18 protein-coding genes are annotated in these 22,154 nt (G+C 69.7%); 4 read left to right on the top strand and 14 right to left on the bottom strand.

Annotated features, from left to right (window positions below):
* Window positions 1-23: 23 nt before the first annotated feature.
* Window positions 24-2,243 carry a phosphoribosylformylglycinamidine synthase subunit PurL gene (purL, locus tag V7Q31_RS02830; RefSeq protein WP_333832154.1) on the top strand — a complete coding sequence of 740 codons (2,220 nt, stop codon included), beginning with the start codon at window positions 24-26 and terminating at the stop codon, window positions 2,241-2,243.
* Here purL and V7Q31_RS02835 read toward each other — a convergent pair.
* The 13 genes from V7Q31_RS02835 to V7Q31_RS02895 form a co-directional block, all read right to left on the bottom strand.
* Entirely contained in the window at window positions 2,234-5,119 is a 2,886-nt protein-coding gene (locus tag V7Q31_RS02835; protein ID WP_333832155.1) for an FAD-binding and (Fe-S)-binding domain-containing protein, read from the bottom strand. The two genes, purL and V7Q31_RS02835, sit on opposite strands and share 10 nt — an antisense overlap.
* A gap of 196 nt (window positions 5,120-5,315) precedes the next feature.
* Window positions 5,316-7,064 carry a nickel-dependent hydrogenase large subunit gene (locus V7Q31_RS02840; protein WP_333832156.1) on the bottom strand — a complete coding sequence of 583 codons (1,749 nt, stop codon included), beginning with the start codon at window positions 7,062-7,064 and terminating at the stop codon, window positions 5,316-5,318.
* Window positions 7,065-7,068: 4 nt separating this feature from the next.
* Window positions 7,069-8,391, bottom strand: a complete 1,323-nt coding sequence (locus V7Q31_RS02845) for a (Fe-S)-binding protein (RefSeq protein WP_333832157.1) — start codon at window positions 8,389-8,391, stop codon at window positions 7,069-7,071.
* Window positions 8,388-9,041, bottom strand: coding sequence for a nitrate reductase (locus V7Q31_RS02850; RefSeq protein ID WP_333832158.1), 654 nt, complete (start codon window positions 9,039-9,041; stop codon window positions 8,388-8,390). The genes V7Q31_RS02845 and V7Q31_RS02850 overlap by 4 nt, the downstream gene beginning before the upstream one ends.
* 3 nt (window positions 9,042-9,044) lie before the next feature.
* Entirely contained in the window at window positions 9,045-10,106 is a 1,062-nt protein-coding gene (locus V7Q31_RS02855) for a hydrogenase small subunit (protein WP_333832159.1), read from the bottom strand.
* Window positions 10,107-10,156: 50 nt separating this feature from the next.
* Window positions 10,157-10,639, bottom strand: coding sequence for a hydrogenase expression/formation C-terminal domain-containing protein (locus V7Q31_RS02860; protein WP_333832160.1), 483 nt, complete (start codon window positions 10,637-10,639; stop codon window positions 10,157-10,159).
* Window positions 10,636-11,127, bottom strand: coding sequence for a HyaD/HybD family hydrogenase maturation endopeptidase (locus tag V7Q31_RS02865; protein WP_333832161.1), 492 nt, complete (start codon window positions 11,125-11,127; stop codon window positions 10,636-10,638). Before V7Q31_RS02865 ends, V7Q31_RS02860 begins: the two co-directional genes overlap by 4 nt.
* 172 nt (window positions 11,128-11,299) lie before the next feature.
* Window positions 11,300-12,061 carry a succinate dehydrogenase/fumarate reductase iron-sulfur subunit gene (locus V7Q31_RS02870; protein WP_333832162.1) on the bottom strand — a complete coding sequence of 254 codons (762 nt, stop codon included), beginning with the start codon at window positions 12,059-12,061 and terminating at the stop codon, window positions 11,300-11,302.
* 13 nt (window positions 12,062-12,074) lie between these two features.
* Window positions 12,075-14,036, bottom strand: coding sequence for a fumarate reductase/succinate dehydrogenase flavoprotein subunit (locus V7Q31_RS02875; protein WP_333832163.1), 1,962 nt, complete (start codon window positions 14,034-14,036; stop codon window positions 12,075-12,077).
* Window positions 14,037-14,041: 5 nt separating this feature from the next.
* Window positions 14,042-14,803: a succinate dehydrogenase cytochrome b subunit gene (locus V7Q31_RS02880; protein ID WP_333832164.1), complete on the bottom strand. Its 762-nt coding sequence runs from the start codon at window positions 14,801-14,803 to the stop codon at window positions 14,042-14,044.
* Between the two features lie 194 nt (window positions 14,804-14,997).
* Window positions 14,998-16,950, bottom strand: coding sequence for a TRAP transporter permease (locus V7Q31_RS02885; protein WP_333832165.1), 1,953 nt, complete (start codon window positions 16,948-16,950; stop codon window positions 14,998-15,000).
* A gap of 9 nt (window positions 16,951-16,959) precedes the next feature.
* On the bottom strand, window positions 16,960-17,889 hold the full coding sequence (locus V7Q31_RS02890) for a TAXI family TRAP transporter solute-binding subunit (protein ID WP_333832166.1): 930 nt from the start codon (window positions 17,887-17,889) through the stop codon (window positions 16,960-16,962).
* A gap of 137 nt (window positions 17,890-18,026) precedes the next feature.
* On the bottom strand, window positions 18,027-18,866 hold the full coding sequence (locus tag V7Q31_RS02895; RefSeq protein WP_333832167.1) for a class I SAM-dependent methyltransferase: 840 nt from the start codon (window positions 18,864-18,866) through the stop codon (window positions 18,027-18,029).
* Window positions 18,867-19,011: 145 nt separating this feature from the next.
* Here V7Q31_RS02895 and V7Q31_RS02900 point away from each other — a divergent pair, with 145 nt between their 5' ends.
* Window positions 19,012-20,226, top strand: coding sequence for an NADP-dependent isocitrate dehydrogenase (locus V7Q31_RS02900; RefSeq protein ID WP_333832168.1), 1,215 nt, complete (start codon window positions 19,012-19,014; stop codon window positions 20,224-20,226).
* Between the two features lie 28 nt (window positions 20,227-20,254).
* Here V7Q31_RS02900 and phnF read toward each other — a convergent pair whose 3' ends face one another.
* Window positions 20,255-20,965, bottom strand: a complete 711-nt coding sequence (phnF, locus tag V7Q31_RS02905) for a phosphonate metabolism transcriptional regulator PhnF (RefSeq protein ID WP_333832169.1) — start codon at window positions 20,963-20,965, stop codon at window positions 20,255-20,257.
* A gap of 127 nt (window positions 20,966-21,092) precedes the next feature.
* Between phnF and phnG the strand changes: the two genes are divergently transcribed.
* Window positions 21,093-21,557 (top strand): phosphonate C-P lyase system protein PhnG, encoded by a 465-nt coding sequence (phnG, locus tag V7Q31_RS02910; protein ID WP_333832170.1) that lies wholly within the window; start codon window positions 21,093-21,095, stop codon window positions 21,555-21,557.
* Window positions 21,554-22,153: a phosphonate C-P lyase system protein PhnH gene (phnH, locus tag V7Q31_RS02915; RefSeq protein WP_333832171.1), complete on the top strand. Its 600-nt coding sequence runs from the start codon at window positions 21,554-21,556 to the stop codon at window positions 22,151-22,153. The genes phnG and phnH overlap by 4 nt, the downstream gene beginning before the upstream one ends.
* Window position 22,154: the final 1 nt, after the last annotated feature.

Here is a 22,154-nt window from a genome sequence, read left to right on the forward strand (position 1 = left end):
CCCATCGCCGAGGGAGCGCCCGAATGACACCCCCAGTCGCCGAGCTTCGCGAACCGCAGGTCGATCAGGCGCTCGCCGCCGATCACGGGCTGAAGCCCGACGAGTACGAGCGCATCCTGCGCCTGCTCGGCCGCACGCCGAGCTTCACCGAACTGGGCATCTTCTCGGCGATGTGGAACGAGCACTGCTCCTACAAATCGTCGAAGAAGTGGCTGCGCACGCTGCCGACCACGGGTCCGCAGGTGATCTGCGGTCCCGGCGAGAACGCCGGCGTGGTGGACATCGGGGACGGGCAGGCGGTGATCTTCAAGATGGAGAGCCACAACCACCCCTCCTACATCGAGCCCTACCAGGGCGCGGCGACAGGCGTCGGCGGCATCCTGCGCGATGTTTTCACCATGGGCGCGCGGCCCATCGCGGCGATGAACGCGCTCAGCTTCGGGCGGCCCGACCACCCGAAAACCCGCAGCCTGCTGGCGGGCGTCGTGGCGGGGATCGGCGGCTACGCCAACGCCTTCGGCGTGCCGACAGTGGGGGGCGAGTTGCGCTTCCATCGCGGCTATGACGGCAACTGCCTCGTCAACGCCTTCGCGGCGGGCATCGCGGAGGCCGACGCGATCTTCTACTCCGCCGCCTCGGGCGTGGGGCGGCCCGTGGTCTATCTCGGCGCGAAAACGGGGCGCGACGGCGTCGGCGGCGCGACCATGGCGAGCGCGGAGTTCGACGACACGATCGAGCAGAAGCGCCCGACCGTGCAGGTGGGCGACCCGTTCACCGAGAAGAAGCTGCTCGAGGCGTGCCTCGAGCTGATGGCGAGCGGGGCGGTGATCGCCATTCAGGACATGGGGGCTGCGGGGCTGACCTGCTCGGCGGTCGAGATGGGCGACAAGGGCGATCTGGGCGTCGCGCTCGACCTCGACGCCGTGCCCTGCCGCGAGGCGGCGATGACGGCCTATGAGATGATGCTGTCGGAGAGTCAGGAGCGGATGCTCATGGTGCTGCGCCCCGAGAAGGAGGCGCAGGCGCGGGCGATCTTCGAGAAATGGGATCTCGACTTCGCCATCGTGGGCGAGACGATCCCCGAGGACCGCTTCCTGATCCGCCACAAGGGCGAGGTCCGCGCCGACCTGCCGCTCAAGGCGCTGTCGGGCGAAGCGCCGGAATACGACCGGCCCTGGGTCGAGAGCCCGGCGCCGAAACCGCTCGGCCCCCTGCCCGAGATCGCGCCGGGCGAGGCGCTGCTGCGGCTGATGGGGACGCCCAATTTCGGCTCGCGCGCCTGGGTATGGGAGCAGTACGACGCGCAGGTTCTGGCCGACACGCTGGCGGTTCCGGGCGGAGATGCGGGCGTCGTGCGCGTGCACGGGACGCGCAAGGCGCTGGCCTTCACCTCCGACGTCACGCCGCGCTACTGCCTCGCCGATCCGGTCGAGGGCGGGAAGCAGGCGGTGGCGGAGGCGTTCCGGAACTTGTGCGCCGTGGGGGCGACTCCGCTGGCCGCGACCGACAACCTCAATTTCGGCAATCCCGAGAAGCCCGCGATCATGGGGCAGCTGGTGGGCTGCATCAGGGGGATCGGCGAGGCGTGCCGGGCGCTCGACTTTCCGATCGTGTCGGGCAACGTGTCGCTTTACAACGAGACCGACGGCGCCGCGATCCCGCCCACGCCCACCATTGGCGGCGTGGGGCTGATGGCGGACTACGCGACCATGCTGCGCATCGCGCCGCGACCCGGGGACGCGCTGGTGCTGCTGGGGGAGAGCCTAGGGCATCTGGGCCAGTCGGCGCTGCTGGCGGAGCTGTTCGACCGCCCCGAAGGCCCGCCGCCGCCGGTCGATCTCGGCGCGGAGAAGCGGACGGGCGCGCTGGTGCGGGCGCTCGCGACGGATGGGCTGGCGACCGCCGCGCACGACCTCTCCGATGGCGGGCTCGCCGTCGCCGCCGCCGAGATGGCGCTGGCGGCCGGGCGCGGGTTCGCGCTCGAGGCCGACGCGCTCCTGCCGCCGCTCGCTTGGTTCTTCGGGGAGGATCAGGCGCGCTATCTGGTCGCCTGCGCGCCGGACGACGCCGCCCGCGTCACGGCGCTGGCGGCCGAGGCCGGGATCACCGCCCGGCAGATCGGCGCCGTCGACGCCGCATCCGAAGCGGATGCGGCGCTTCGGCTCGGCGCCGAGACCGTCGCGCTGGCGGAGTTGCGCGCCGCGCACGAGGCGGCGCTGCCGCGCCTGATGGGTCAGGGCTGAGGGAACGGCCCTTTCGCGACGGTGCAGCGGTCGAGCAGATAGGCGATCGAGCGATAAGGCCGGTCGCTGTGATGCGACAGGCCGATCTCGCAGGTGCGGCTCGACGAGAAACCCTCGGTCACCCCCTCGGGCAGCGCGCCGCGCAACTCCGCCAGCGCCGCCTTGTTGAGGTCCGGCAGGGTGAAGCCCCGGTCGCCCGACCAGCCGCAGCAGTTGATCTCGGTCGGACGGATCACCTCCTCGGCGCAGGCGGCGGCGAGGGCGGCGAGCTTGCCCTCCGCGCCGCGCTTGAGCGTCGAGCAGGTCGGGTGGATGGCGACCGTCTTCTCGCGCCGCGTGACCTCCAGCTTCGGCAGGACGTGGTCGTGCAAGAAATCGGGCAGGTCGAACAGCCGCATGTCGGCGCGGCGGCGCTTCATCGCGCGGAAGGCGCAGGGGCTGGTGTCGAACACCACCATGTCGCGGCCTTCGCGGCTCGCGGCCCAGAGCGCCTTCTCAAGTTCGTCGCCCTTGCGGTCGGCCTCGTTCATGAGCCCCTTGCTCTCGAAGGGCTGGCCGCAGCACATCTTGCCGACGCCCTGGGGATAGACCACGGCGTAACCGGCCTTCTCCATCAGCGAGACCACCTTCGACGAGAGCGAACCGCGCTCTGGATCGTAGCGCGCAGGCCCCATGGCGCGGCTGGCGCAGCTCGGGAAATATACGACGCGCGGGCGATTGCCCTCGGCGGGCAGGCGCGGGCGGGCGAGGCCGCCGGCCCCCGGCATCGAGGACGTCCAGAGCGGGATGCGGTTCCCCGACAGCTTGCGCACGCCGCCGGTGATCGCGCCGAGCGTGCGCGTGCCGAGCAACCGATGCACGATGTCCACCGCGCCCAGCGCATATTTCACGATGAAGGCGACTGCGCCGTAATTGCGCCCGACAAGCCCGGCCACGCGCGGGGCCAGCGCCCCCCAGCGGCGGCTGCGCATGCCCTTGATCATGGCGCCGGTGTCGACCCCCACCGGGCAGGCCTTGGCGCAAAGCGAATCCACGGCGCAGCTGTCGATCGCCTGAAGGTCGAAGGCCGCCTCGAACTCGGCGAGCTTCTGCGGGGACTCTCCCGTGTCGCGCAGCCGCGCCATCTCGCGCAGCGTCGAGATGCGCTGGCGGGGCGTCAGCGTGTAGTCGCGCGAGGGGCAGACAGGCTCGCAGAAACCGCATTCGATGCAGCGGTCGACCTGCGGGTCGGCGGGCGGCATCGGCTTGATGTCGCGAAGATGCGCCTGCGGGTCGTCGTTGAGGATGACGCCGGGGTTGAGCAACCCCTCTGGATCGAACAGCCGCTTGAGCCGGCGCATCAGCTCGGTCGCCGTCGCGCCCCATTCCATCTCGACGAAAGGCGCCATGTTGCGCCCCGTCCCGTGCTCGGCCTTGAGCGCGCCGTCGAGCTCGCCGACCACCAGCGCCGCCAGATCGTCCATGAAGGCGGCGTAGCGCGACACCGCGCCCGGCGCGGCGAAGTCCGGCGTCAGCACGAAATGCAGGTTCCCCGCCAGCGCATGGCCGAAGATGATGGCGTCGTCGTAGCCGTGCTTGCGGAACAGCGCCTGCAGCCCCAGCGTCAGTTCGGCGAGCTTTGACACGTCCGCCGCAACATCCTCGATGATGACCGTCGAGCCGGTGGCGCGCATCGCGCCCACCGAGGGGAAGGACCCCTTGCGCACATACCAAAGCTGCTTGCAGCGCACCGGATCGTCGGTGAAGGCGACCGGCCCAAGCGTGCGGCATGGCGCCAGCGTCGCCTCCAGCTCGGCGATCTTGCGGGCAAGCGCCGCAGCGTCGCCGGCGCGGGTCTCGATCAGCAGCGACGCCGCCGCGTCGGGCAGCGCCGACAGCTCCTCCGGCACGCCCGGCTTGCCCTCGACGCTGCGCAGCGTCGCGCGGTCCATCAACTCGACGGCGTCGGGGCCGTGCGGAGCGAGCGCGATCACCGCCTCGGCGGCGGCGCGCACATCCTCGAACGCCACCAGCGCGGTCGCCTTGAAGGCGGGGTCGTCGACGGTGCGATAGGTGATCTCGGAGATGAAGCCGAGCGTGCCCTCCGAGCCGATCATCAGATGCTGGAGCATGTCGATCGGGTCGTCGAAGTCGATCAGGGCGTTGAGGCTGTAGCCGCAGGTGTTCTTGATCGAGAACTTGCGCCGCACCCGCTCAGCGAGCGCGACATCGGCGCGCAGCTCGTCCGACAGCTCGACGAGCCCGTCGAGCAGGTCCTTGCGCCGCTGCGTGAACACCGCCCGGCTCGTCGGGTCGGCGGTGTCGAGCGTCGAGCCGTCGGCGAGGATGACCCGCATCGAGGCGAGCGTGCGGTAGCTGTTCTGGGCAGTGCCGCAGCACATGCCGGAGGCGTTGTTGGCGGCGATGCCCCCGATATGGGCGCTGTCGATGGAGGCCGGGTCCGGGCCGAGGCGACGACCGTGACGCGCGAGCAGACGGTTGGCCTGCGCGCCGATCACCGCCGGCCCCAGCGTGATCGCGGAGCCGTCCGCAGCGACGCGCCAGCGCCGCCACGGCGCACCGATGCGCACCAGCACGCTGTCGGTGATCGCCTGCCCCGACAGGCTGGTGCCGCCGGCCCGGAAAGTCACCGGCGTCTTCCAGCGACGCGCGGCGGCGAGCACCGCCTGAAGCTCCTCCTCGTCGGCGGGCGCGACCACCACGCGGGGGGTCAGACGGTAGAGGCTTGCGTCGGTCCCGTAGGCGAAGCGGCGCAGCGGGTCGGTGATCACGGCTTCGGGGGGCAACACTCCGGCGATTTCGGAGATGAAGCCGTCATGGGCCTGCGCGTCAGAGGCGGCGCTGTCGCGCCCGGCGGTGAAGGCGGCGTCGTCCATGGCGATCTCCCTGCCCGCGCGCGCGGGCGACGAACTTTGATTTCTTCAAGTCCTTTCAAAAGACCATCGCCGACGCGTACGGCGTCGGCGACCCGGATTTAGGTCGGTGCGGCGATGCGCCATGCGCGGCGGCGCCGCAGAACTTAAGTCTGCGGCGCCTTGGTCGGAGAAGCCTCCGCCGCCGGCTTCGGGGCCGTCAGGAGACCTGCACGGTCACCCCCGGCTCGCCGTCCGGCCCGACCATGTGCACCGCGCAGGCGAGGCAGGGGTCGAAGCTGTGGATGGTGCGCAGGATCTCGAGCGGCTGGTCGTGTACTGCGAGCTGGTGGTTGTCCATCAGCGCCGCCTCGTAAGGCCCGTGCTGGCCCTCCGCGTCGATCGGTCCGGCGTTCCACGTGCTCGGCACGACCGCCTGATAGTTCGACAGCTTGCCGTTCTCGATCACCGACCAGTGGGTCAGCGCGCCGCGCGGGGCCTCGAGGAAGCCCACGCCCTTGCACTGGTCCGGCCAAGTTCTGGGGTTCCACAGCGCGGTGTTGAAGGTCGTGCGGTCGCCGGCGCGGATGTTGGCCACGAGGTCGTCGTACCAGATCATCATCTGATCGGCGATGATCTTGCTCTCGAGCGTGCGCGCCGCCGTCCGACCCATGGTCGAGAACATCGCCGTCAGCGGCAGATCGAGGGTGGACAGCGCATAGCCCGCCAGCTCCTTGGTCGGCTCGTGGCCGGTCGCATAGAGCATCAGCACGCGGGCGAGCGGGCCGACTTCCATCGGCTTGCCCTTCCAGCGCGGCGATTTCAGCCAGGAATAGTCCTGATCGACGTCGAGCTGCGTGTAGGGCGGCTTCGGCCCGGTGTAGTTGAGGGTCGTCTCGCCGTCGAACGGGTGCAGACCCGTGTTCTTGCCGACCGAGTAGTCGTACCAGGCGTGGCTGACGAATTCCTGGATCTGGCTGTCGTCGTAGAGGTCGATCGGCTCGACCTTCGACAGGTCGCGGTCGAGGATGACGCCCGCGGGCAGGAACAGCCCCGACATGTCGCCCCGCGGCCCCGGCGTCGGGAAGTCGCCGACGCACAGGAAGTTGCCCACGCCCTCGCCGCGCTCGAACCAGTCCTTGTAGAAGGACGCGATCGCCAGCGTGTCTGGGACGTAGACCTGATCGACGAAGCGCTGCATCTGCTCGATGACGGTCTTGACCTGCTGGAGGCCGACATCGTTGAACGCGGTCGCCCCCGAGCCGCCGGCGCCGCCCGAGAACGCCGCAGGCACGCCGCCCACCGCGAAGTTGGGATGCGGGTTCTTGCCGCCGAACACCGCATGCAGCTTGACCACGTCGCGCTGCCAGGCGAGCGCCTCGAGGTAGTGCGCCACCGCCATCAGGTTCGCCTCGGGCGGCAGCTTGTAGGCCGGATGCCCCCAATAGGCGTTGGCGAAGATGCCGAGCTGGCCGGACTCGACCAGCCCCTTCACCTTCTTCTGCACATCGGCGAAGTAGCCGGGGCTCGACTTCTCGTAGGGCGAGATCGACTGTGCGAGCTGCGAGGTCGCCGCCGGGTCGGCGCTCAGCGCCGAGACCACGTCCACCCAGTCGAGCGCGTGCAGGTGGTAGAAGTGCATGACATGGTCGTGCACATACTGCGCCGCGATCATCAGATTGCGGATCAGCTGGGCGTTGACGGGGATCTTGTAGTCCAGCGCGTCCTCGACCGAGCGGACCGAGGCCATGCCGTGCACCAGCGTGCAGACGCCGCAGATGCGCTGCGCGAAGGCCCAGGCGTCGCGCGGGTCGCGGCCCTTCAGGATGATCTCGATCCCGCGCACCATCGTCCCCGAGGAATAGGCGCCGGTGATGTTCCCGGTCTCGTCCAGCTGCGCCTCGACGCGCAGATGGCCCTCGATCCGGGTGAGCGGATCGACGACGAGTCGTTCGGTTCCCATGGCCATCTGCTTACTCCGCGACGAGGTTGTCGGCAGCCAGCACGAGCAGGCTGTTCATCTTCTTGTCCCACTTGAAATGCGCGCCGGCGTCGTCGAACTGCGCGCGGCAGGAATTGCAAGTGGTGGCGAGCATGTTGGCGCCCGTCGCGCCGATCTGCTTCATCTTGATCTCGAAGGCCGCGTAGCGCAGCGGATCGGCCCGGCGGATGCTCTGCACCCCTCCACCGCCGCCGCAGCACCAGTTGAGCTCCTCGGGACTGTGCGGCTCGCGCAGTTGCAGACCGAGCGCCTCCATCACCACCCGCGGCGCCTCCGCCGCCCCGCCGCGGCGCGACACCTGGCAGGGATCGTGGAAGGTCACCGTGTCGCCGATCTGCTGGAACTTGAGCGCGCCGGACTTGACGCCCTCCTCCAGCAGCTCGACCGCGTGCAGCACACGGAAGGGCAGCGGCGCGCCGTGGACGTTGGCGGCCTCCCAACGCATCGCCTGATAGTCCTGCCCGCATTCCGGCAGCACCACGGTGCGCGCGCCGAGCGCCGTCGCAGCCCCGATGAGCCTGTCCGACGCTGCGCGCTGCCACGCCTCGTTCCCCGAGACGATGCCGTAATTCGACGTCTCATAGCCTCGCGTCGAATAAGTCCAGTCGAGCCCCATCCGGTTGAGGATCTTCGCCATCGCGACGATCGCCTCGGGATATTGCGTCAGGTCGGCCTGCGAGGTGCAGACCATCACGTCGGCGCGCACCTTGTCGACGTTGATCGGGACGCCGGACTCCGCGCTCAGCGCCCGCACCCGGGCGACGAAGTCGTCGGGCGTCGCGCCGGGCAGACCCACGCCGTCCGCCTGCTCCTTCGCGGCGTCGTAGAGGTCCTGCGGCACGAGGCCGGCTTCGCTCATGCCGTGTCGGGCCTTGCGCACGAGCGAGGCGATGTCGATGCTCATCGGGCAGATCAGCGTGCAGCGCCCGCACAGGGTGCAGCTGTCATAGAGCAGCTCCTGCCAGGTCTCGAGCTCGGCGATCGTCACTTTAGGCTTCAGCCCGAGGCGCTTGTAGATGAAGGCCAGCGGCCCCGCCTCGCGCTTGTAGGCCTGCTTGAACGGCTCGAGCTTGAGGATCGGCGTGAACTTCGGGTCGTGCGTGGCCTCGTAGAAGTGGCAGGCCTTGGCGCAGGCGCCGCAATGGATGCAGGCCTCCATATAGGTCGCCGCCGTGCGCCCGAAATCCTTGGCGAAGTTCTTCATCGCCTTCTCGACGCGGAGCTTGTCCGCATCGTCGCCCTGCGTGTCGGGGACGAAGGGTTGTTCCATCACGGTATCGATTCCGGCGGTCATGCCAGGCCTCCCTTGCGCTCGAAATAGGCGCCGGTCGTATAGCGCGAGGTGACGAACCAGGCGGCGTGCATCAGCTTGCCGAAGGGGAAGTAGATCAGCAGGAGCCACACGCTGAGCAGATGAACGGCGAGGCCGGTCTCGTAGATCGGCCACAGGTTGGACTTGGCGGCGAAGCCGGTGATCAGCGGCATGATTGTCACGAACCAGGTCGCGTAGTCGTCGAAATTGGAGATGCGGCGCATCACCGGGTCGGTCACCCGCTTCACCAGCGTCATGATCAGCGCGACGATGGTCAGGATGCCGAAGAAGGTGATCACCCCGTTCGGCAGGTTCGGCCACCCGAATCCGAGGATGCTCTTGAAGAACAGGATATGCGCCCCGTAGAGCAGCAGCACGATGAAGAATCCGAGATGGAACACATAGCCGACCGCGTATTGCAGCGCGACTTGCGGCTCGAAGGGCTTGTAGGGCCACAGATGGACGTAGAGGCCTTTGAGCCCGCCGACCCAGGCGTAGTTCTTGCGGGCGGTCGAGAGGTCCTTCCTGCCGGGCAGCAACAGAACGCCGACGAGCCGCCAGAAGAAGCCGAAGGCGAAGATCGCGATGGCGGCCTCCATCGCCGGGCCGCGCGCGAAATCAAGCAACGTCATTGGTCATTTCTCCTTGGCGATGCGGCTGGTGTTGACGCGCGAGGCGACCGACGCCGCAGCGCCCACGGCGACGCCGGCGGCCGCGGCCGCGACGATCCCCGCGGCCGAGCCCCAGCGGCCCGCCGACAGCGGCGTGTAGAAGCTGTCCTTGTCCCAGAAATTCGGCTCGGAGCAGCCGAGGCAGGGATGGCCGGACTGGATCGGGAAGGTGAACCCCTCGTTCCACTTGATCGTGGCGCAGGAGTTGTAGGTGATCGGCCCCTTGCAGCCGAGTTCGATCAGGCACCAGCCGGCGCGCGCGCCCTCGTCGTCGAAGGAGCGGGCGAACTTGCCCTGATCGTAGAACGGGCGGCGGTAGCAACGGTCGTGCACCGTCTCGGCGAAGAAGGCTTTCGGGCGCTTGAGGTGATCGACTTCCGGCAGTTCCCCGAAGGTCAGGAAGCTCGTCAGCACGCCGGCGATCACTTCGGGCATCGGCGGGCAGCCGGGCACGTTGATGACGGGGCGGTTGGTCACGATCTGGTCGGCCCCGACCGCGCCGGTCGGGTTGGGATGGGCCGCGCCGACGCCGCCGAAGCAGGCGCAGGTGCCGATCGACACGATCGCCGCCGCCCCCGCCGCCGCCTCCTTGAGGATCTCGACATTGGTGTGGCCATTGATCGTGGAGTAGACGCCGTCATTGGCCAGCGGAATCGAGCCGTCGACCACGACGATGTACTTGCCGAAATTCTCCTTCATCGCGACTTGCAGCGCTTCTTCGGCCTGATGGCCGGCGGCCGCCTGCAGCGCCTCCTGATAGTCGAGCGAGATCACGTCGAAGAGCAGCGACTCCAGCGTCGGCGCGTGGCTGCGGGTCAGCGACTCGATGCAGCCCGTGCATTCCTGGAAAGACAGCCAGATCACCGACTGGCGGCGCGAGGCGGCGACGTTCTGCGCCATCGTCGGCACGACGCTGGCCGGCAGCGCCATGGCGGCGGCGATGCCCGAACAGTATTTCAGAAGCGCCCGGCGGCTGATGCCGCGTTCGCGCAGGGCTTCTCCGATAGTGCCGGGTTCGTCGCGCATGCGGCGGTCCTCCTTGCAGCGGGGCCGCGCCGCGACCCCTGTGAACGCGCTTACGGCTGGCCTGCGGCGCGCGCCGCCAGTCGCTGCGCCAGGGCCTCGGCCCCGGCGCGGATGTCGCCCATGTCGGCGGCGAGGATGAGCGGCGCTGTCGCGATCTCGATCTCCTCGGCCAGCACGGCGCCTTCGGGATTGCAGTTCTTCACCCACCACACGCCGGAGACGGAGGTCTCCTGCGCCTCGACGAGCCCGCCGACGCGCACTTCGACACGGGCCTCGCCCGTCCCCAGAGCGGCGCGCAACGCGTGGTAGTCCTCGGGGCCGATGGGCAGCCCGCGCAGCGTGACGATGCGGCGGTCGTCCTCGCCCGCCGCGACCGCGCGCAGATGCTCCAGAACCTCGGCCAGGACGGCGTCGACCATCGGCCCGCCCGCGATCGGCTCGGGCGAGGCGACCGGATCGTCGGCGCCCGACAAGCCCTCCAGCGCGCGCGCGACGGCCTGGAAATCATGCGTGTGCGTCGGCTTTGCGCTCACAGACCCCACGCCTCCAGCTTCGCCCGCGCCAGCGCCGCCATGCGCGGCAGTGCGGCTGAAACGGCTTCTGTCGGCGTCATGCCCCAGTCGAGCGAGCCCGGCTGCACCCCCACCAGCGCGCGCCGCTGCGGCAGCCGGTCCTGGATGCGGGCCATCCCGAGCACTTCCATAAGGCTGACTTCATGCACCGAGGTCTTGGGGCCGGTGGTCAGAAAGGCGTCCATCTCGGCGCCTTCGAACACGCGCAGCGTTCCGGGCTCCGCGTGCAGCTGGGCCGTGTCGAGCACCAGCAGCGCGTCGCAATCGGCGATCGGCCCGGCGAGGGTGAAGGAGAGCGTGCCGCCGTCGAGGAAGCTCAGGCCGGGGCGCGCGCCCATCGCCGCTTCGAGCGCGCGCAGCGCGTGCACGCCCGCGCCTTCGTCGCTCAGCAGGGTGTTCCCGATCCCGAGGACCAGCGCGCCCCCAGCATGCTCCAGATCACCGTCCAACGCCGTCTCCCTGTCCCTACGATCCTCGCCTCACCTGGGCCGGGGGTCCGCCGGGATCGTCGGAAACTGGATCAGATCGGCGTCTTTCCCCTTGACCAGTGTCAACTTTTAAAGCGCGCTCAGTCGATTATTCCACTCGTGCGACGAAAGTTCTGGTGCACAGTCGCTTAACTTAAGCGCTCATGCCAAGTAGTCGCTTCGCCGCAGCGCGCGCATAGTCTCTGTTCAACAACGCAATGAAGTCGAGGGAGACGCCCTTGGGGCAGACCGCCTCGCATTCTCCATGGTTCGAGCAGGCGCCGAAGCCCGTCGCGTCCATCGCGTCGACCATCGCCAGCGTGCGGCGGTCGCGCTCGGGCTGGCCTTGCGGCAGCATGTTGAGCTGCGCGACCTTGGCGGCGAGAAACAGCATCGCCGAGCCGTTCGGGCAAGCCGCGACGCAGGCCCCGCAGCCGATGCACATCGCCGCCTCCATCGCGCGGTCGGCGGTCTCGTGGGAGATCGGGATGGCGTTGGCGTCCGGGGCCTGGCCGGGTCGGACGCTGACATAGCCGCCGGCCTGCTGGATCTTCTCCAGCCCCGAGCGGTCCACCGCCAGATCGCGCAGCGGCGGGAAAGGGCCGGCGCGGAAGGGCTCGATGGTGATCGTCTCGCCGTCCTGATAGCGGTACATGTGGATCTGGCAGGCGGTCAGCCCGCCATGTCCGCCATGCGGCGCCCCGTTGACCGTCAGCGAGCACATGCCGCAGATGCCCTCGCGGCAGTCATGGTCGAAGACGATCGCCGGCTCGCCCTTGGCGACCAGCTTCTCGTTGAGCAGATCGAGCAGCTCGAGCAGCGACACGCTCGCGGCGACGTCGCGCATCTTGTAGTCGACGAAACGGCCGCGATCCTCGGCGTCGCGCTGACGCCAGATGCGCAGGGTGAAGTTCATCGCGCCTCTCCGGTCACTTGTAGCTGCGGGTCGCCATCGCGACCTCCTCATAGGCGAGCGGCTCGACGAGCCGTGCGGGCTCCGCCCCCTCCCCGCGATGCGCCCAGACGGCGACATGGGCGAAATTGGCGTCGTCGCGCACCGCCTCGCCGTCCGGGGTCTGGTGCTCCTCGCGGAAATGGCCGCCGCAACTCTCGTCGCGTTCGAGCGCGTCGCGGCACATCAGCTCGCCGAATTCGAGGAAATCGGCGACGCGGCCCGCGCGTTCGAGCTCGGCGTTCATGCAATCGGCGTCGCCGGTCATCAGCAGGTCGGACCAGAACTCCTCGCGCAACTCGGGGATGCGGGTCAGCGCCGAGCGCAGGCCGTTGGAATTGCGGCTCATCCCGCACTGGTCCCACATGATGCGCCCGAGCGTCTTGTGGAACTGGCGCGCCGTGCGTTTGCCGCGGCCCGACATCAGCCGGTCGACCCGGCCCTCGACGTCGTGCCGCACGGCGGCGAAATCGGGCGAGCTGGTCTCCGGCGCCCCGGCCCCCACGCGGGCGAGATAGTCGCAGATCGTGGAGGGCAGGATGAAATAACCGTCCGCCAGCCCCTGCATCAGCGCGCTCGCCCCGAGCCGGTTGGCGCCGTGGTCGGAGAAATTCGCCTCGCCGATCACGAACAGGCCGGGCACGGTGCTCATCAGGTTATAGTCCACCCAGAGCCCGCCCATGGTGTAATGCGCCGCCGGGTAGATGCGCATCGGGCGGGCGTAGGCGTTCTCATCGGTGATCGAGCGATACATCGCGAAGAGGTTGCCGTAGCGGTCGGCGATCTTGTCGACGCCCAGCCGGTCCCCGCTTTCGGTGAAGTCGAGATAGACGCCACGGCGTTCGCCGTCGACCGCCGGCCCCACGCCGCGCCCCTCGTCGCAGACCTGCTTGGCGGCGCGGCTGGCGATGTCGCGCGGCGCGAGGTTGCCGAAGCTGGGATATTTCCGCTCGAGATAGTAGTCGCGGTCCTGCTCGGGGATGTCGCGCGGGTCCTTCTCGCAGTCGCGGACGTTCTTCGGCACCCAGATGCGCCCGTCATTGCGCAGCGACTCGCTCATCAGGGTGAGCTTCGACTGATCGGCGCCATGCATCGGGATGCAGGTCGGGTGGATCTGGGTGAAGCACGGATTCGCGAAACCCGCGCCGCGCTTGTGGGCCCGCCAGGTCGCCGTGACGTTGCAGCCGATGGCGTTGGTCGAGAGGTAGAAGACGTTGGAGTAGCCGCCCGTGGCCAACACCACGGCGTCGCCCGAGAACGCCTCGACCTTGCCGGTCACCAGATTGCGGGTGACGATGCCCTTGGCGTGCCCTTCGCCGTCGACGCCGCGCGCGATCACCACGTCGAGCAATTCGGTGCGATTGTGCATCGTCACCGTGCCGGCGGCGATCTGCTGGTTGAGCTGGGAATAGGCGCCGAGGAGGAGCTGCTGACCGGTCTGACCCTGAGCGTAGAAGGTCCGGCTGACCTGCGTGCCGCCGAAGGAGCGGTTGTCGAGCATCCCGCCATATTCGCGGGCGAAGGGCACTCCGGTGGCGACGCAATGGTCGATGATCAGGTTGGAGACTTCGGCGAGCCGGTGGACATTGGCCTCGCGGGCGCGGAAATCGCCGCCCTTGATCGTGTCATGGAACAGCCGGCGCACGCTGTCGCCGTCATTCTGGTAGTTCTTGGCCGCGTTGATGCCGCCCTGCGCCGCGATCGAATGGGCGCGACGCGGGCTGTCCTGATAGCAAAAGCACAGGACGCGATAGCCGAGCCCCCCCAGCGTAGCCGCCGCGGACGCTCCGGCGAGCCCTGAGCCGACCACGAGGATCGTGTATTTGCGCCGGTTGGCCGGGCTGACGAGTTTCACGCTCGCCCGGTGCTTTTGCCATTTCTCCGCAAGAGGTCCGTCGGGAATCTTCGCGTCGAGCGTGAAGGGCGCAGCGTCGAGCATGGGTCTCACGCTCCGTTCAGATGATGGAGAAACGACGACTTGTCGAAGATCGGAACGCCCAGCCAGGCGTCGAGCAGCACCGCGAAGGGGATCGAGGACAGGCCGATGAACACGAACCAGCCATAGAGCGAGGCGATGCGCTCGAGCCGCGCGCGCCAGACCGCGTTGCGCCAGCCGATGCTCTGGAACACGCTGGCCACGCCATGCGCCAGATGGCCCGACAGCAGCCACATCGCGGCGATGTAGAACAGCGAGATGAAGACGTTGCTGAAGCCGATATAGGTCATCGCATAGACGTTCATCACCGGATGGGTGACGCCGCGCAGCGTGTAGTCCTGCAGCATCGAGAAGTCCTGCACCGAACGCGTCGTCAGATGCAGGATGTGGAAGACGATGAAGAGCAGGATCACACCGCCGCTGATCATCATGCCCCGGCTCGCGCTGGTGGCGGCGAGGTAGCGCTCGCCGAGATAGCCGCGCGCCTTCACCTTGGAGTTTTCCCCGTTCAGCGCGCCGGCGAAGCCCGCATGGACGAGGAACGCGCTCAGCACCAGAGCGCGCACCACCCAGATCAGCCCGAAGGGCAGCGACTGGAGGTGATGGGCGTAGGTGTTGATCGCGCCAGGGCCTATGAAGATCGTGAGATTGCCGACCGTGTGGCCGAGCGCGAAGATCGCAAGGAACGCGGCGGAGCCCGCCACGAGGAATTTGCGCCCGATCGAGGACCGGAAGAGATATCGCCAGGGAAGCGGTCGAGCTGCCTGCACCGTGTCATCCTCGGCGCGTCGAGACCGCGCCGCCTCTGTCAGAACCATCGATGTGATGAGCGCCCGAGCCTCGCCCCGCGCGCAAGTCCGACCATAGGACCGGTGGCGCGTGCGAACGGTTGCGCCATATCAAGCGAAGGCTTTGCGGCGCCGCGGCATATCGTCGGCAGGCCGGGGCGCAGCGCGGCGCCGCCTCAGCGCGAGCGCGCCGCGGCCCGCGCAGGCGTCGGCGTCCCCCGACCCGGCTCGGCGCGCGCAAGATGCGCCATCAGCGCCAGACCGCCGATCAGCGCCGCGATCAGCACGCCGTCCGGCGCGCCCGCGCCGAAGGCGGCGAGGTTGGCCGCAGCGAGCGCCAGCGCCAGCAGCCGCACGCCCTGGCTCAGCGGGCGCGCGACATGGCCGATCGACGCCGCCGTGATCAGCGCGACGGCGAGCAGCGCGCGCAGCAGCGCCAGCGCCGCCGCCGCCGGATCCGTCCCGACGCCCAGCAGCATGTCGGGCTGATTGGCGAAGGCGATGGGGATGACGTAGAAGCCCGCCCCCAGCCGCAGCGCCGCGAAGGAGGTCCGCCAGGGGTCCGCCTTCGCCACAGCCGCCGCCGCGAAGCTCGCGATGGCCACGGGCGGGGTGATCATCGAAAGCATCCCGAAATAGAAGACGAACATGTGCGCCGCCATCGGGGGCGCACCCATCTGCGCCATCGCCGGCGCGGCCAGCGCGGCGAGCAGGATGTAGACGCCGACGGTCGGCATCCCCAGGCCCAGCAGAAGGCACAGCCCCGCCGTCATCGCCAGCAGCAGCGCCATGCTGCCGCCCGCCGCCGCCAGCATCTGCAAGGTGATGGCGAAGGAGATACCGGTCAGGTTCAGCACGCCGATGATCAGTCCCGCCGCCGCCGCCAGCACCACGATGTCGGCGACCTGCTCCATCGCGTCGAGCAGCCGGCGCCCACTTTCGCGCAGCCGCGCCAGCGCGCCGGGACCGGGCAGGCCGACATGCAATGCGATCAGGACGGCGGTCGCGAGCAGCCCCGCCTGCTGCGGCGAGCGCCCCTCGACGAAGAGCAGCCAGATCAGCGCGGCGACCGCCAGCAGATGGCGCCAGGGCGCGGCATTCTCGCCCTCCACGGTTCGCGCAGCCGCGCGCGCGCGCAGCTGCGCGGCGTCGTCCTCCGGCGCGCGCCGGCGCGCCTCGAAATCGACCGCGAAAAGCAACGCCGCGTAGAAGAGCAGCCCCGGCCCCAGAGCGGCCAGCGCGACCTCGGCGTAGGGGACTTCCAGAAGCTCCGCCATGAGGAAGGCCGAGGCCCCCATGATCGGCGGCATCAGCTGGCCGCCGGTGGAGGCCACCGCCTCGATCCCCGCCGCAACTTCGCGCCGATACCCCGCGCGCCGCATCATCGGGATGGTGACTGCGCCCACAGCCGCCACATTGGCGACCGCGCTGCCCGACACCGCCCCGAACAGCCCCGAGCCCAGCACCGCAACCTTCGCCGCCCCGCCGCGCATCCCGCCGACGAGCCTCGAGACCGCCTCGGTCGCCGCGCGGGCGCCGCCGAAGGCGTTGAGCAGCGCGCCGAAGGCGATGAAGGGGGCGATGGTCGTCACCGCGATGTCGAGCATCTTCGAGAATAGCGCGTTGGAGTCGAACGCCAGATACACGCCCAGCCGCTCCGGGCTCACCGGGCGCGAGGCGTAATCCGCTGGCAGGTGCGGACCGACGAACAGCGCGAAGCCCGCCAGAAGCGCCAGCAGCGCCGGCAGCACCAGCCCGGTGCGCCGCCGCACCGCCTCGAGCACGCCCGCGATCATCAGCGCGCCGAGCGCCACCGCCTCCGGGGGCGCGAAGGCGATGTCGAGCTGGATCGCGGGATAGCGCGCCGCGACATAGAGGAACGCCGCCAGCACCGAGGCCGCGAACCCCGCGTTGAGCGCCGCCGCCACGCGGCTCCACGGGCGGGCCGGCGGCGTGAGCAGCGCGAGCGCCGCGCACAGGCCGAGCCCGAAGGCGATCATCTGCTCGGTGTAGAGATGCGCGCCCAGCCGCCCCGGCGCGTCGAGCGCCCAGAGCGTCAGCCCCAACGCGAACGCGGCCCGCAGCCCGTCGCGCGCGCGTTCGGCCGCCCAGCGCATTGCGCGCGCCACCGCCGCCCCTCAGCGCGCGCCGAGCGCATCGTGGAACGGCACCCGCAGCCCCTGCTTCACGAGCGCGTCGGGGTCCAGCCCGCGAAACAGCGGAAAGCCCGCGATCAGCGCCTCGCGATGCGCCGCCAGCCCTTCGACCACGGCGCGCACCGTCTCCGCCGGCGCGTCGGCGCGGGTGAGCAGCAGATTGTCGAAGGCGAGCACCGGCGTCGGCTGCGCCACCCCGGTCATTCCCGGCGCCGCGGGCGCGGTCGCGATGTAGCCCTCGGGGAAGATGTCGCGCACCCGCGCGAGCGCCTCCGGACTGTCCTCGATTGCGAGGATGCGCACCGGCGTCGTCGCGTCGACTTCGGAGACCTTGGCCGCGCCCACGGCGAAGAAGAAGGCGTCGGCGCGCCCGTCGACGAACTGGTCGGCGCCGGCGGCGACCGACGGGGTCGGCGCCGGGCGCACGTCGTCGAGCGTGACGCCGCCCGCGGCCAGCGCCGCCTTCAGAAGCGTGTCGACAGACCCCATCGCCGAGAAGCCCGACGTCACGCGCCGTTCGCGCAACTCCGCGACCGTCGAGATGCCGTCGGCGGCGCGGGCGAACAGCGCGACGCGCAGCGGATAGAGCACGGCGGCGACGCGGAGGTTCTCGAGCCGGCGCCCTGCGAACATGCCGAGCCCCTCATAGGCTTCGGCGGCTTCGAGCGCGTTGGCGATGGCGAAGTCGAGCTCGCCGGAATTGAGCAGCGGCAACAGCGTCGACTCGCCGGAATTGGGCTGGACGCGGGCCTGGAGCGCGAGCCTCTCGTTCATCATCTGGGCGATCACCGAGCCGGTGGTGTAGCTGAGCGTGCCCTGCGACATCGTCCCCACGCCGATCACGCCCTGCGCCGCCGCCGGCCCCGCCAGCGCAAGCAGCGCCGCGACCGCAATGCCGAAAATCCGCTTCACCCGAGCCTCCGCCCATTTCCCGCGCACGCCGGGGGCCGAGCCCGCGACGATCCCGCACGGCACCCTATCCGAGCGGGTCGGACCATCGCCACAACGCGATGGCGCCGACACTGCGCGGCGCTGCGCCGCAGCGCCCCTCACCTCCGCTCCAGCCACAGGCTGCTCTCGAAGACGCCCGGCCGCAACGCGCGCGCCGGCAGGGCCGCCTCGAGGGTCGCGGGCGCCTTCATCCGCGTCGCAGCCCAACGGCAAGAGAACACCGGGCGGAGCGCCCCGCCCAACAGCCAGCCGCCAAGCGCGCACTGCTCGGCGTAGCCGCGCCATGTCCACTCCGGCGGATAGGGGTCCGGCAGGAACACGTCGTGAATGTGGACGAGGACTCCGGGCTTCAGTACCGGCAGGACGCGGTTGAGGATCACATCCACATCGCCATGCGGCAGCAGCAGATGCGAACTGTCGAACACGGCGAAATCGCCCGCCTCAAGCGCCGTGAATTGAGGAAGGTGCGCAGGCGCGAGCACCTCCGCGCGATGCGCGGCGCCCGGCGGCAGCGGCGCGCGCGGCGCGGGGTCGATGCAGAGGATCCCGGTCGCCAGCCCTTCGTCGGCGCAGGCGCGGGCGAGAAAGCGGGTGGAATGGCCCGAGCCGACCTCCACGATCCGCCGCGGCCGCCGCGCCCGCGCCAGCGCATAGGCCGCGCCGGCGTCGAGCCGCGGGAACCATTCCTGATCGATGCGCGGCTGCGGGGCCGGGCCGGTCATCGCCGCCAGCGCCGACGAATGATCCGCTATCAGATCAAGAACATGCGCGAAGTCTCTCTCATGCCGCGCGAAGAGGTCGGCGATTGCGGGATACCCCTCGGCGGCCGGATCGGGCGGGCGCGGCACGCTGTCCGCGTAGCGATAGGGGATGAACGCGCCGCGCCGGCGCAGCCCCAGCAGCGTCGGCAGACCCATGCGCAGCAGCCGCCAGTCCATCGCCCCTCCAGCCCCGCCAAGGGCAATTCACATCCCGGCGCACGCGCATTCATGTCGCGGCGCCTCGCCTTGCCGCGCAGCGGCGCCCCCTGTAGCGTCGCGCCGAAATTCCGCAAGCGTCCCCCCCCGCAGAAAGGCCCCGTCGATGAGCAAGATCAAGGTGGAGAACCCTGTCGTCGAACTCGACGGCGACGAGATGACCCGGATCATCTGGGACTTCATCAAGCAGAAGCTGATCCTGCCCTATCTCGACATCGACCTGAAATATTACGACCTCGGCATCGAGGAGCGCGACAGCACAGACGACCAGATCACCGTCGACGCCGCCCACGCCATCCTGAAATACGGCGTCGGCGTGAAATGCGCCACGATCACGCCGGACGAGCAGCGGGTCGAAGAATTCGGCCTCAAGCAGATGTGGAAGTCGCCGAACGGCACGATCCGCAACATCCTGGGCGGCGTGATCTTCCGCCAGCCGATCATCTGCCGCAACGTGCCGCGCCTCGTGCCCGGCTGGACCCAGCCCATCGTGATCGGCCGCCACGCCTTCGGCGACCAGTACCGCGCGACCGATTTCCGCTTTCCCGGCAAGGGCAAGCTGACGATCAAATTCGTCGGCGAGGACGGGACGACCATCGAGCGCGAGGTGTTCGACGCGCCGGGCTCGGGCGTCGCGATGGCGATGTACAATCTCGACGAGTCGATCCGCGACTTCGCCCGCGCCAGCATGAATTACGGCCTGTCGCTCGGCTGGCCCGTCTATCTCTCGACCAAGAACACCATCCTCAAGGCCTATGACGGACGCTTCAAGGACCTGTTCGAGGAAGTCTATCAGGCCGAGTTCGCCGACAAGTTCAAGAAGGCCGGGATCACCTACGAGCACCGCCTGATCGACGACATGGTGGCCTGCGCGATGAAGTGGTCGGGCGGCTATGTCTGGGCCTGCAAGAACTATGACGGCGACGTGCAGTCCGACACGGTGGCGCAGGGCTTCGGCTCGCTGGGCCTGATGACCTCGGTCCTTATGACGCCCGACGGCAAGACGGTGGAGGCCGAGGCGGCGCATGGCACCGTCACCCGCCACTACCGCGAACATCAGAAGGGCAAGGAGACCTCGACCAACTCCATCGCCTCGATCTACGCGTGGACCGGCGGCCTGAAGCACCGCGCCAAGCTCGACGACAACGCGGCCCTGCTGCGCTTCGCGACCACGCTGGAGAAGACCACCGTGGACGCCGTCGAGGCGGGCTTCATGACCAAGGATCTCGCGCTGCTCGTCGGGCCCGACCAGAAATGGCTCACCACGATGGGTTATCTGGAGAAGGTCGACGAGATGCTGAACAAGGCGCTCGCAGGCTGACGCGCGGCGCCGCGGGAGGCGCCCGCCTTCACTCCGGCTCGACGACGAACTGCGCGCGCGCTCCGGCCCAGAAGGAGACCGCGTATTCGATCGGCTGGCCCGCCATGTCGAGATTGAGCGCCTCGACCCGCAGCACCGGCTGCGTCTCGGACTGACGCAGCCGCGCCGCCACCACGCGCGACGGCGCCCGCGCGGTGATCCGCGTCCAGCTGCGTCGGTAGTCGATTACGCCGTAATTCTTCAGCGCCTCGGTGATCGAGCCGCAGGCCTCGAAGGCCTTGATCAGCCCCGGAAACCGCGCCGCCGGGAAGATGTGGCGGCAATTGTGCACCGGCAGGTCGTCGGCGAAGCCGAGCGTCTCCAGCTCGATCGCCTGCTCGCCGACGCGCAGGCCCAGATGGCGCTGCGTCGGCTCGTCGGCGGGGACGATCTCGGCGCGCAGCAGCTTGTGCGCCGGCGCGCGACCGAGCTCGCGCACATTCTGGCTGAACTTCACCTTCGGGCCGATCCGGTAGTCTACGACCCCTTCCGCCACATAGGCGCCCGAGCCGCGCCGCACCCAGATCGCCCCCTCCGTCGTCAGCTCCGCCAGCGCGCGGCGGACGGTGTGGCGGTTGACGTCGAAGCGCTCCGACAGCTCCTTCTCGGTCGGAAGCTTGTCGCCGGTTCGGAAACGACCCTCGCCGATGTCGCGCCGGAGCGCTCCATAGATCTCGCGCCATATGGGCGAATTCGCCATCTGTCCCCGCCAGCCTCCGCCGTGATGTCGTGGAAAATTCACAGGATCGACGCCGGGTTCGGATTGCCGAGGCGGCGCGTTGAGGTAGTATCTGTCTAGACCACTAGATAAGTTCCCGTGAAATTCCATGTCAAGCGACGACATCGACACGCGTCCCGGCTGGATGGGCGTTCTCGCGCGCTCCGAGCCGCGCGGGCTGGCGGCGGCGGTAGAGGCGCTGTGGGCCGAACTGGGCGGCGCGCCCGAGGCGACCGATCTGCGCGCGCCCCAGACCGGTCTCGCGATGGCGCGCGGGCGGGCCGGCGCGACGGGGTCGGCCTTCAATCTCGGGGAAGTGCCGGCGACGCGCTGCGCGCTGCGGCTGGCGGACGGGACCGTCGGGATCGCCTATGCGCTGGGCCGCGACCGCGCCCATGCGCGCCGCGCCGCGCTGTGCGACGCGCTGATGCAGACGGCGCAGGCCGCGACGGTGCGCCGGATCGTGCTCGCCCCGCTCGCCGCGGCGGAGGCCGACCGCGCCGCCCGGCGGGCCGCCCGGGCCGCCGCGACCCGGGTGGAGTTCTTCACGCTGGTCCGGGGAGAGGACGGATGAGCGCGCCCGCCCTCGCCGCCGCTCCCGCAGGAGGCTTCGCCGATCCGGTGCGCGATGCGGCCTTCGCCTTCCGGGCGCTGCTCGACGCGACGGCGCAGCCGGGCCGGGTTTTCGCGCTGGGCGCCGGCGTGCTCGCGCCGCCGCCGCTGTCGCCCGCTGCGGCGGCGGCGCTGCTGACGCTCGCCGACGCGGACGCGCCGGTCTGGCTCGCGCCGTCGCTGCGCGCGCCGGCGGTCGAGGGCTGGCTGCGCTTCCACCTCTCCACCGCCCCCGAGGCGGAGCCCTCGCGCGCCGCCTATGCGGTGGGGCGCTGGGACGACATCGCCGGGTTGGACTGGCCGGTGGGTTCGGCGGAGCACCCAGACCGTTCGGTCACGCTGATCGTCGAAGTCGAGGCCTTGCGCGAAGGCGCCGGCGCGCGGATTTCCGGGCCAGGCGTCGCGGGCGCGCGACGTCTGGCGGTCGACGGCGTCGGGTCCGGCTTCTGGGCGGCGCGGGCGGCCAACCGGGCGCTGTTCCCGCTGGGTTGGGACGCGATCCTGACGGCGGGCGCGACGGTCGCGGCGCTGCCGCGCGCGACGCGGGCGGAGCTCTGAG

Source organism: Rubrimonas sp. (genome assembly GCF_036788415.1).
Lineage (GTDB): Bacteria > Pseudomonadota > Alphaproteobacteria > Rhodobacterales > Rhodobacteraceae > Rubrimonas.

What these genes read in the sequence shown, in the direction of transcription:
- purL (WP_333832154.1), top strand. Translation starts at nt 24, where the DNA reads ATGACACCCCCAGTCGCCGAGCTTCGCGAACCGCAGGTCGATCAGGCG.
- V7Q31_RS02835 (WP_333832155.1), bottom strand. Translation starts at nt 5,119, where the DNA reads ATGGACGACGCCGCCTTCACCGCCGGGCGCGACAGCGCCGCCTCTGAC.
- V7Q31_RS02840 (WP_333832156.1), bottom strand. Translation starts at nt 7,064, where the DNA reads ATGGCCATGGGAACCGAACGACTCGTCGTCGATCCGCTCACCCGGATC.
- V7Q31_RS02845 (WP_333832157.1), bottom strand. Translation starts at nt 8,391, where the DNA reads ATGACCGCCGGAATCGATACCGTGATGGAACAACCCTTCGTCCCCGAC.
- V7Q31_RS02850 (WP_333832158.1), bottom strand. Translation starts at nt 9,041, where the DNA reads ATGACGTTGCTTGATTTCGCGCGCGGCCCGGCGATGGAGGCCGCCATC.
- V7Q31_RS02855 (WP_333832159.1), bottom strand. Translation starts at nt 10,106, where the DNA reads ATGCGCGACGAACCCGGCACTATCGGAGAAGCCCTGCGCGAACGCGGC.
- V7Q31_RS02870 (WP_333832162.1), bottom strand. Translation starts at nt 12,061, where the DNA reads ATGAACTTCACCCTGCGCATCTGGCGTCAGCGCGACGCCGAGGATCGC.
- V7Q31_RS02875 (WP_333832163.1), bottom strand. Translation starts at nt 14,036, where the DNA reads ATGCTCGACGCTGCGCCCTTCACGCTCGACGCGAAGATTCCCGACGGA.
- V7Q31_RS02895 (WP_333832167.1), bottom strand. Translation starts at nt 18,866, where the DNA reads ATGGACTGGCGGCTGCTGCGCATGGGTCTGCCGACGCTGCTGGGGCTG.
- V7Q31_RS02900 (WP_333832168.1), top strand. Translation starts at nt 19,012, where the DNA reads ATGAGCAAGATCAAGGTGGAGAACCCTGTCGTCGAACTCGACGGCGAC.
- phnF (WP_333832169.1), bottom strand. Translation starts at nt 20,965, where the DNA reads ATGGCGAATTCGCCCATATGGCGCGAGATCTATGGAGCGCTCCGGCGC.
- phnG (WP_333832170.1), top strand. Translation starts at nt 21,093, where the DNA reads ATGTCAAGCGACGACATCGACACGCGTCCCGGCTGGATGGGCGTTCTC.
- phnH (WP_333832171.1), top strand. Translation starts at nt 21,554, where the DNA reads ATGAGCGCGCCCGCCCTCGCCGCCGCTCCCGCAGGAGGCTTCGCCGAT.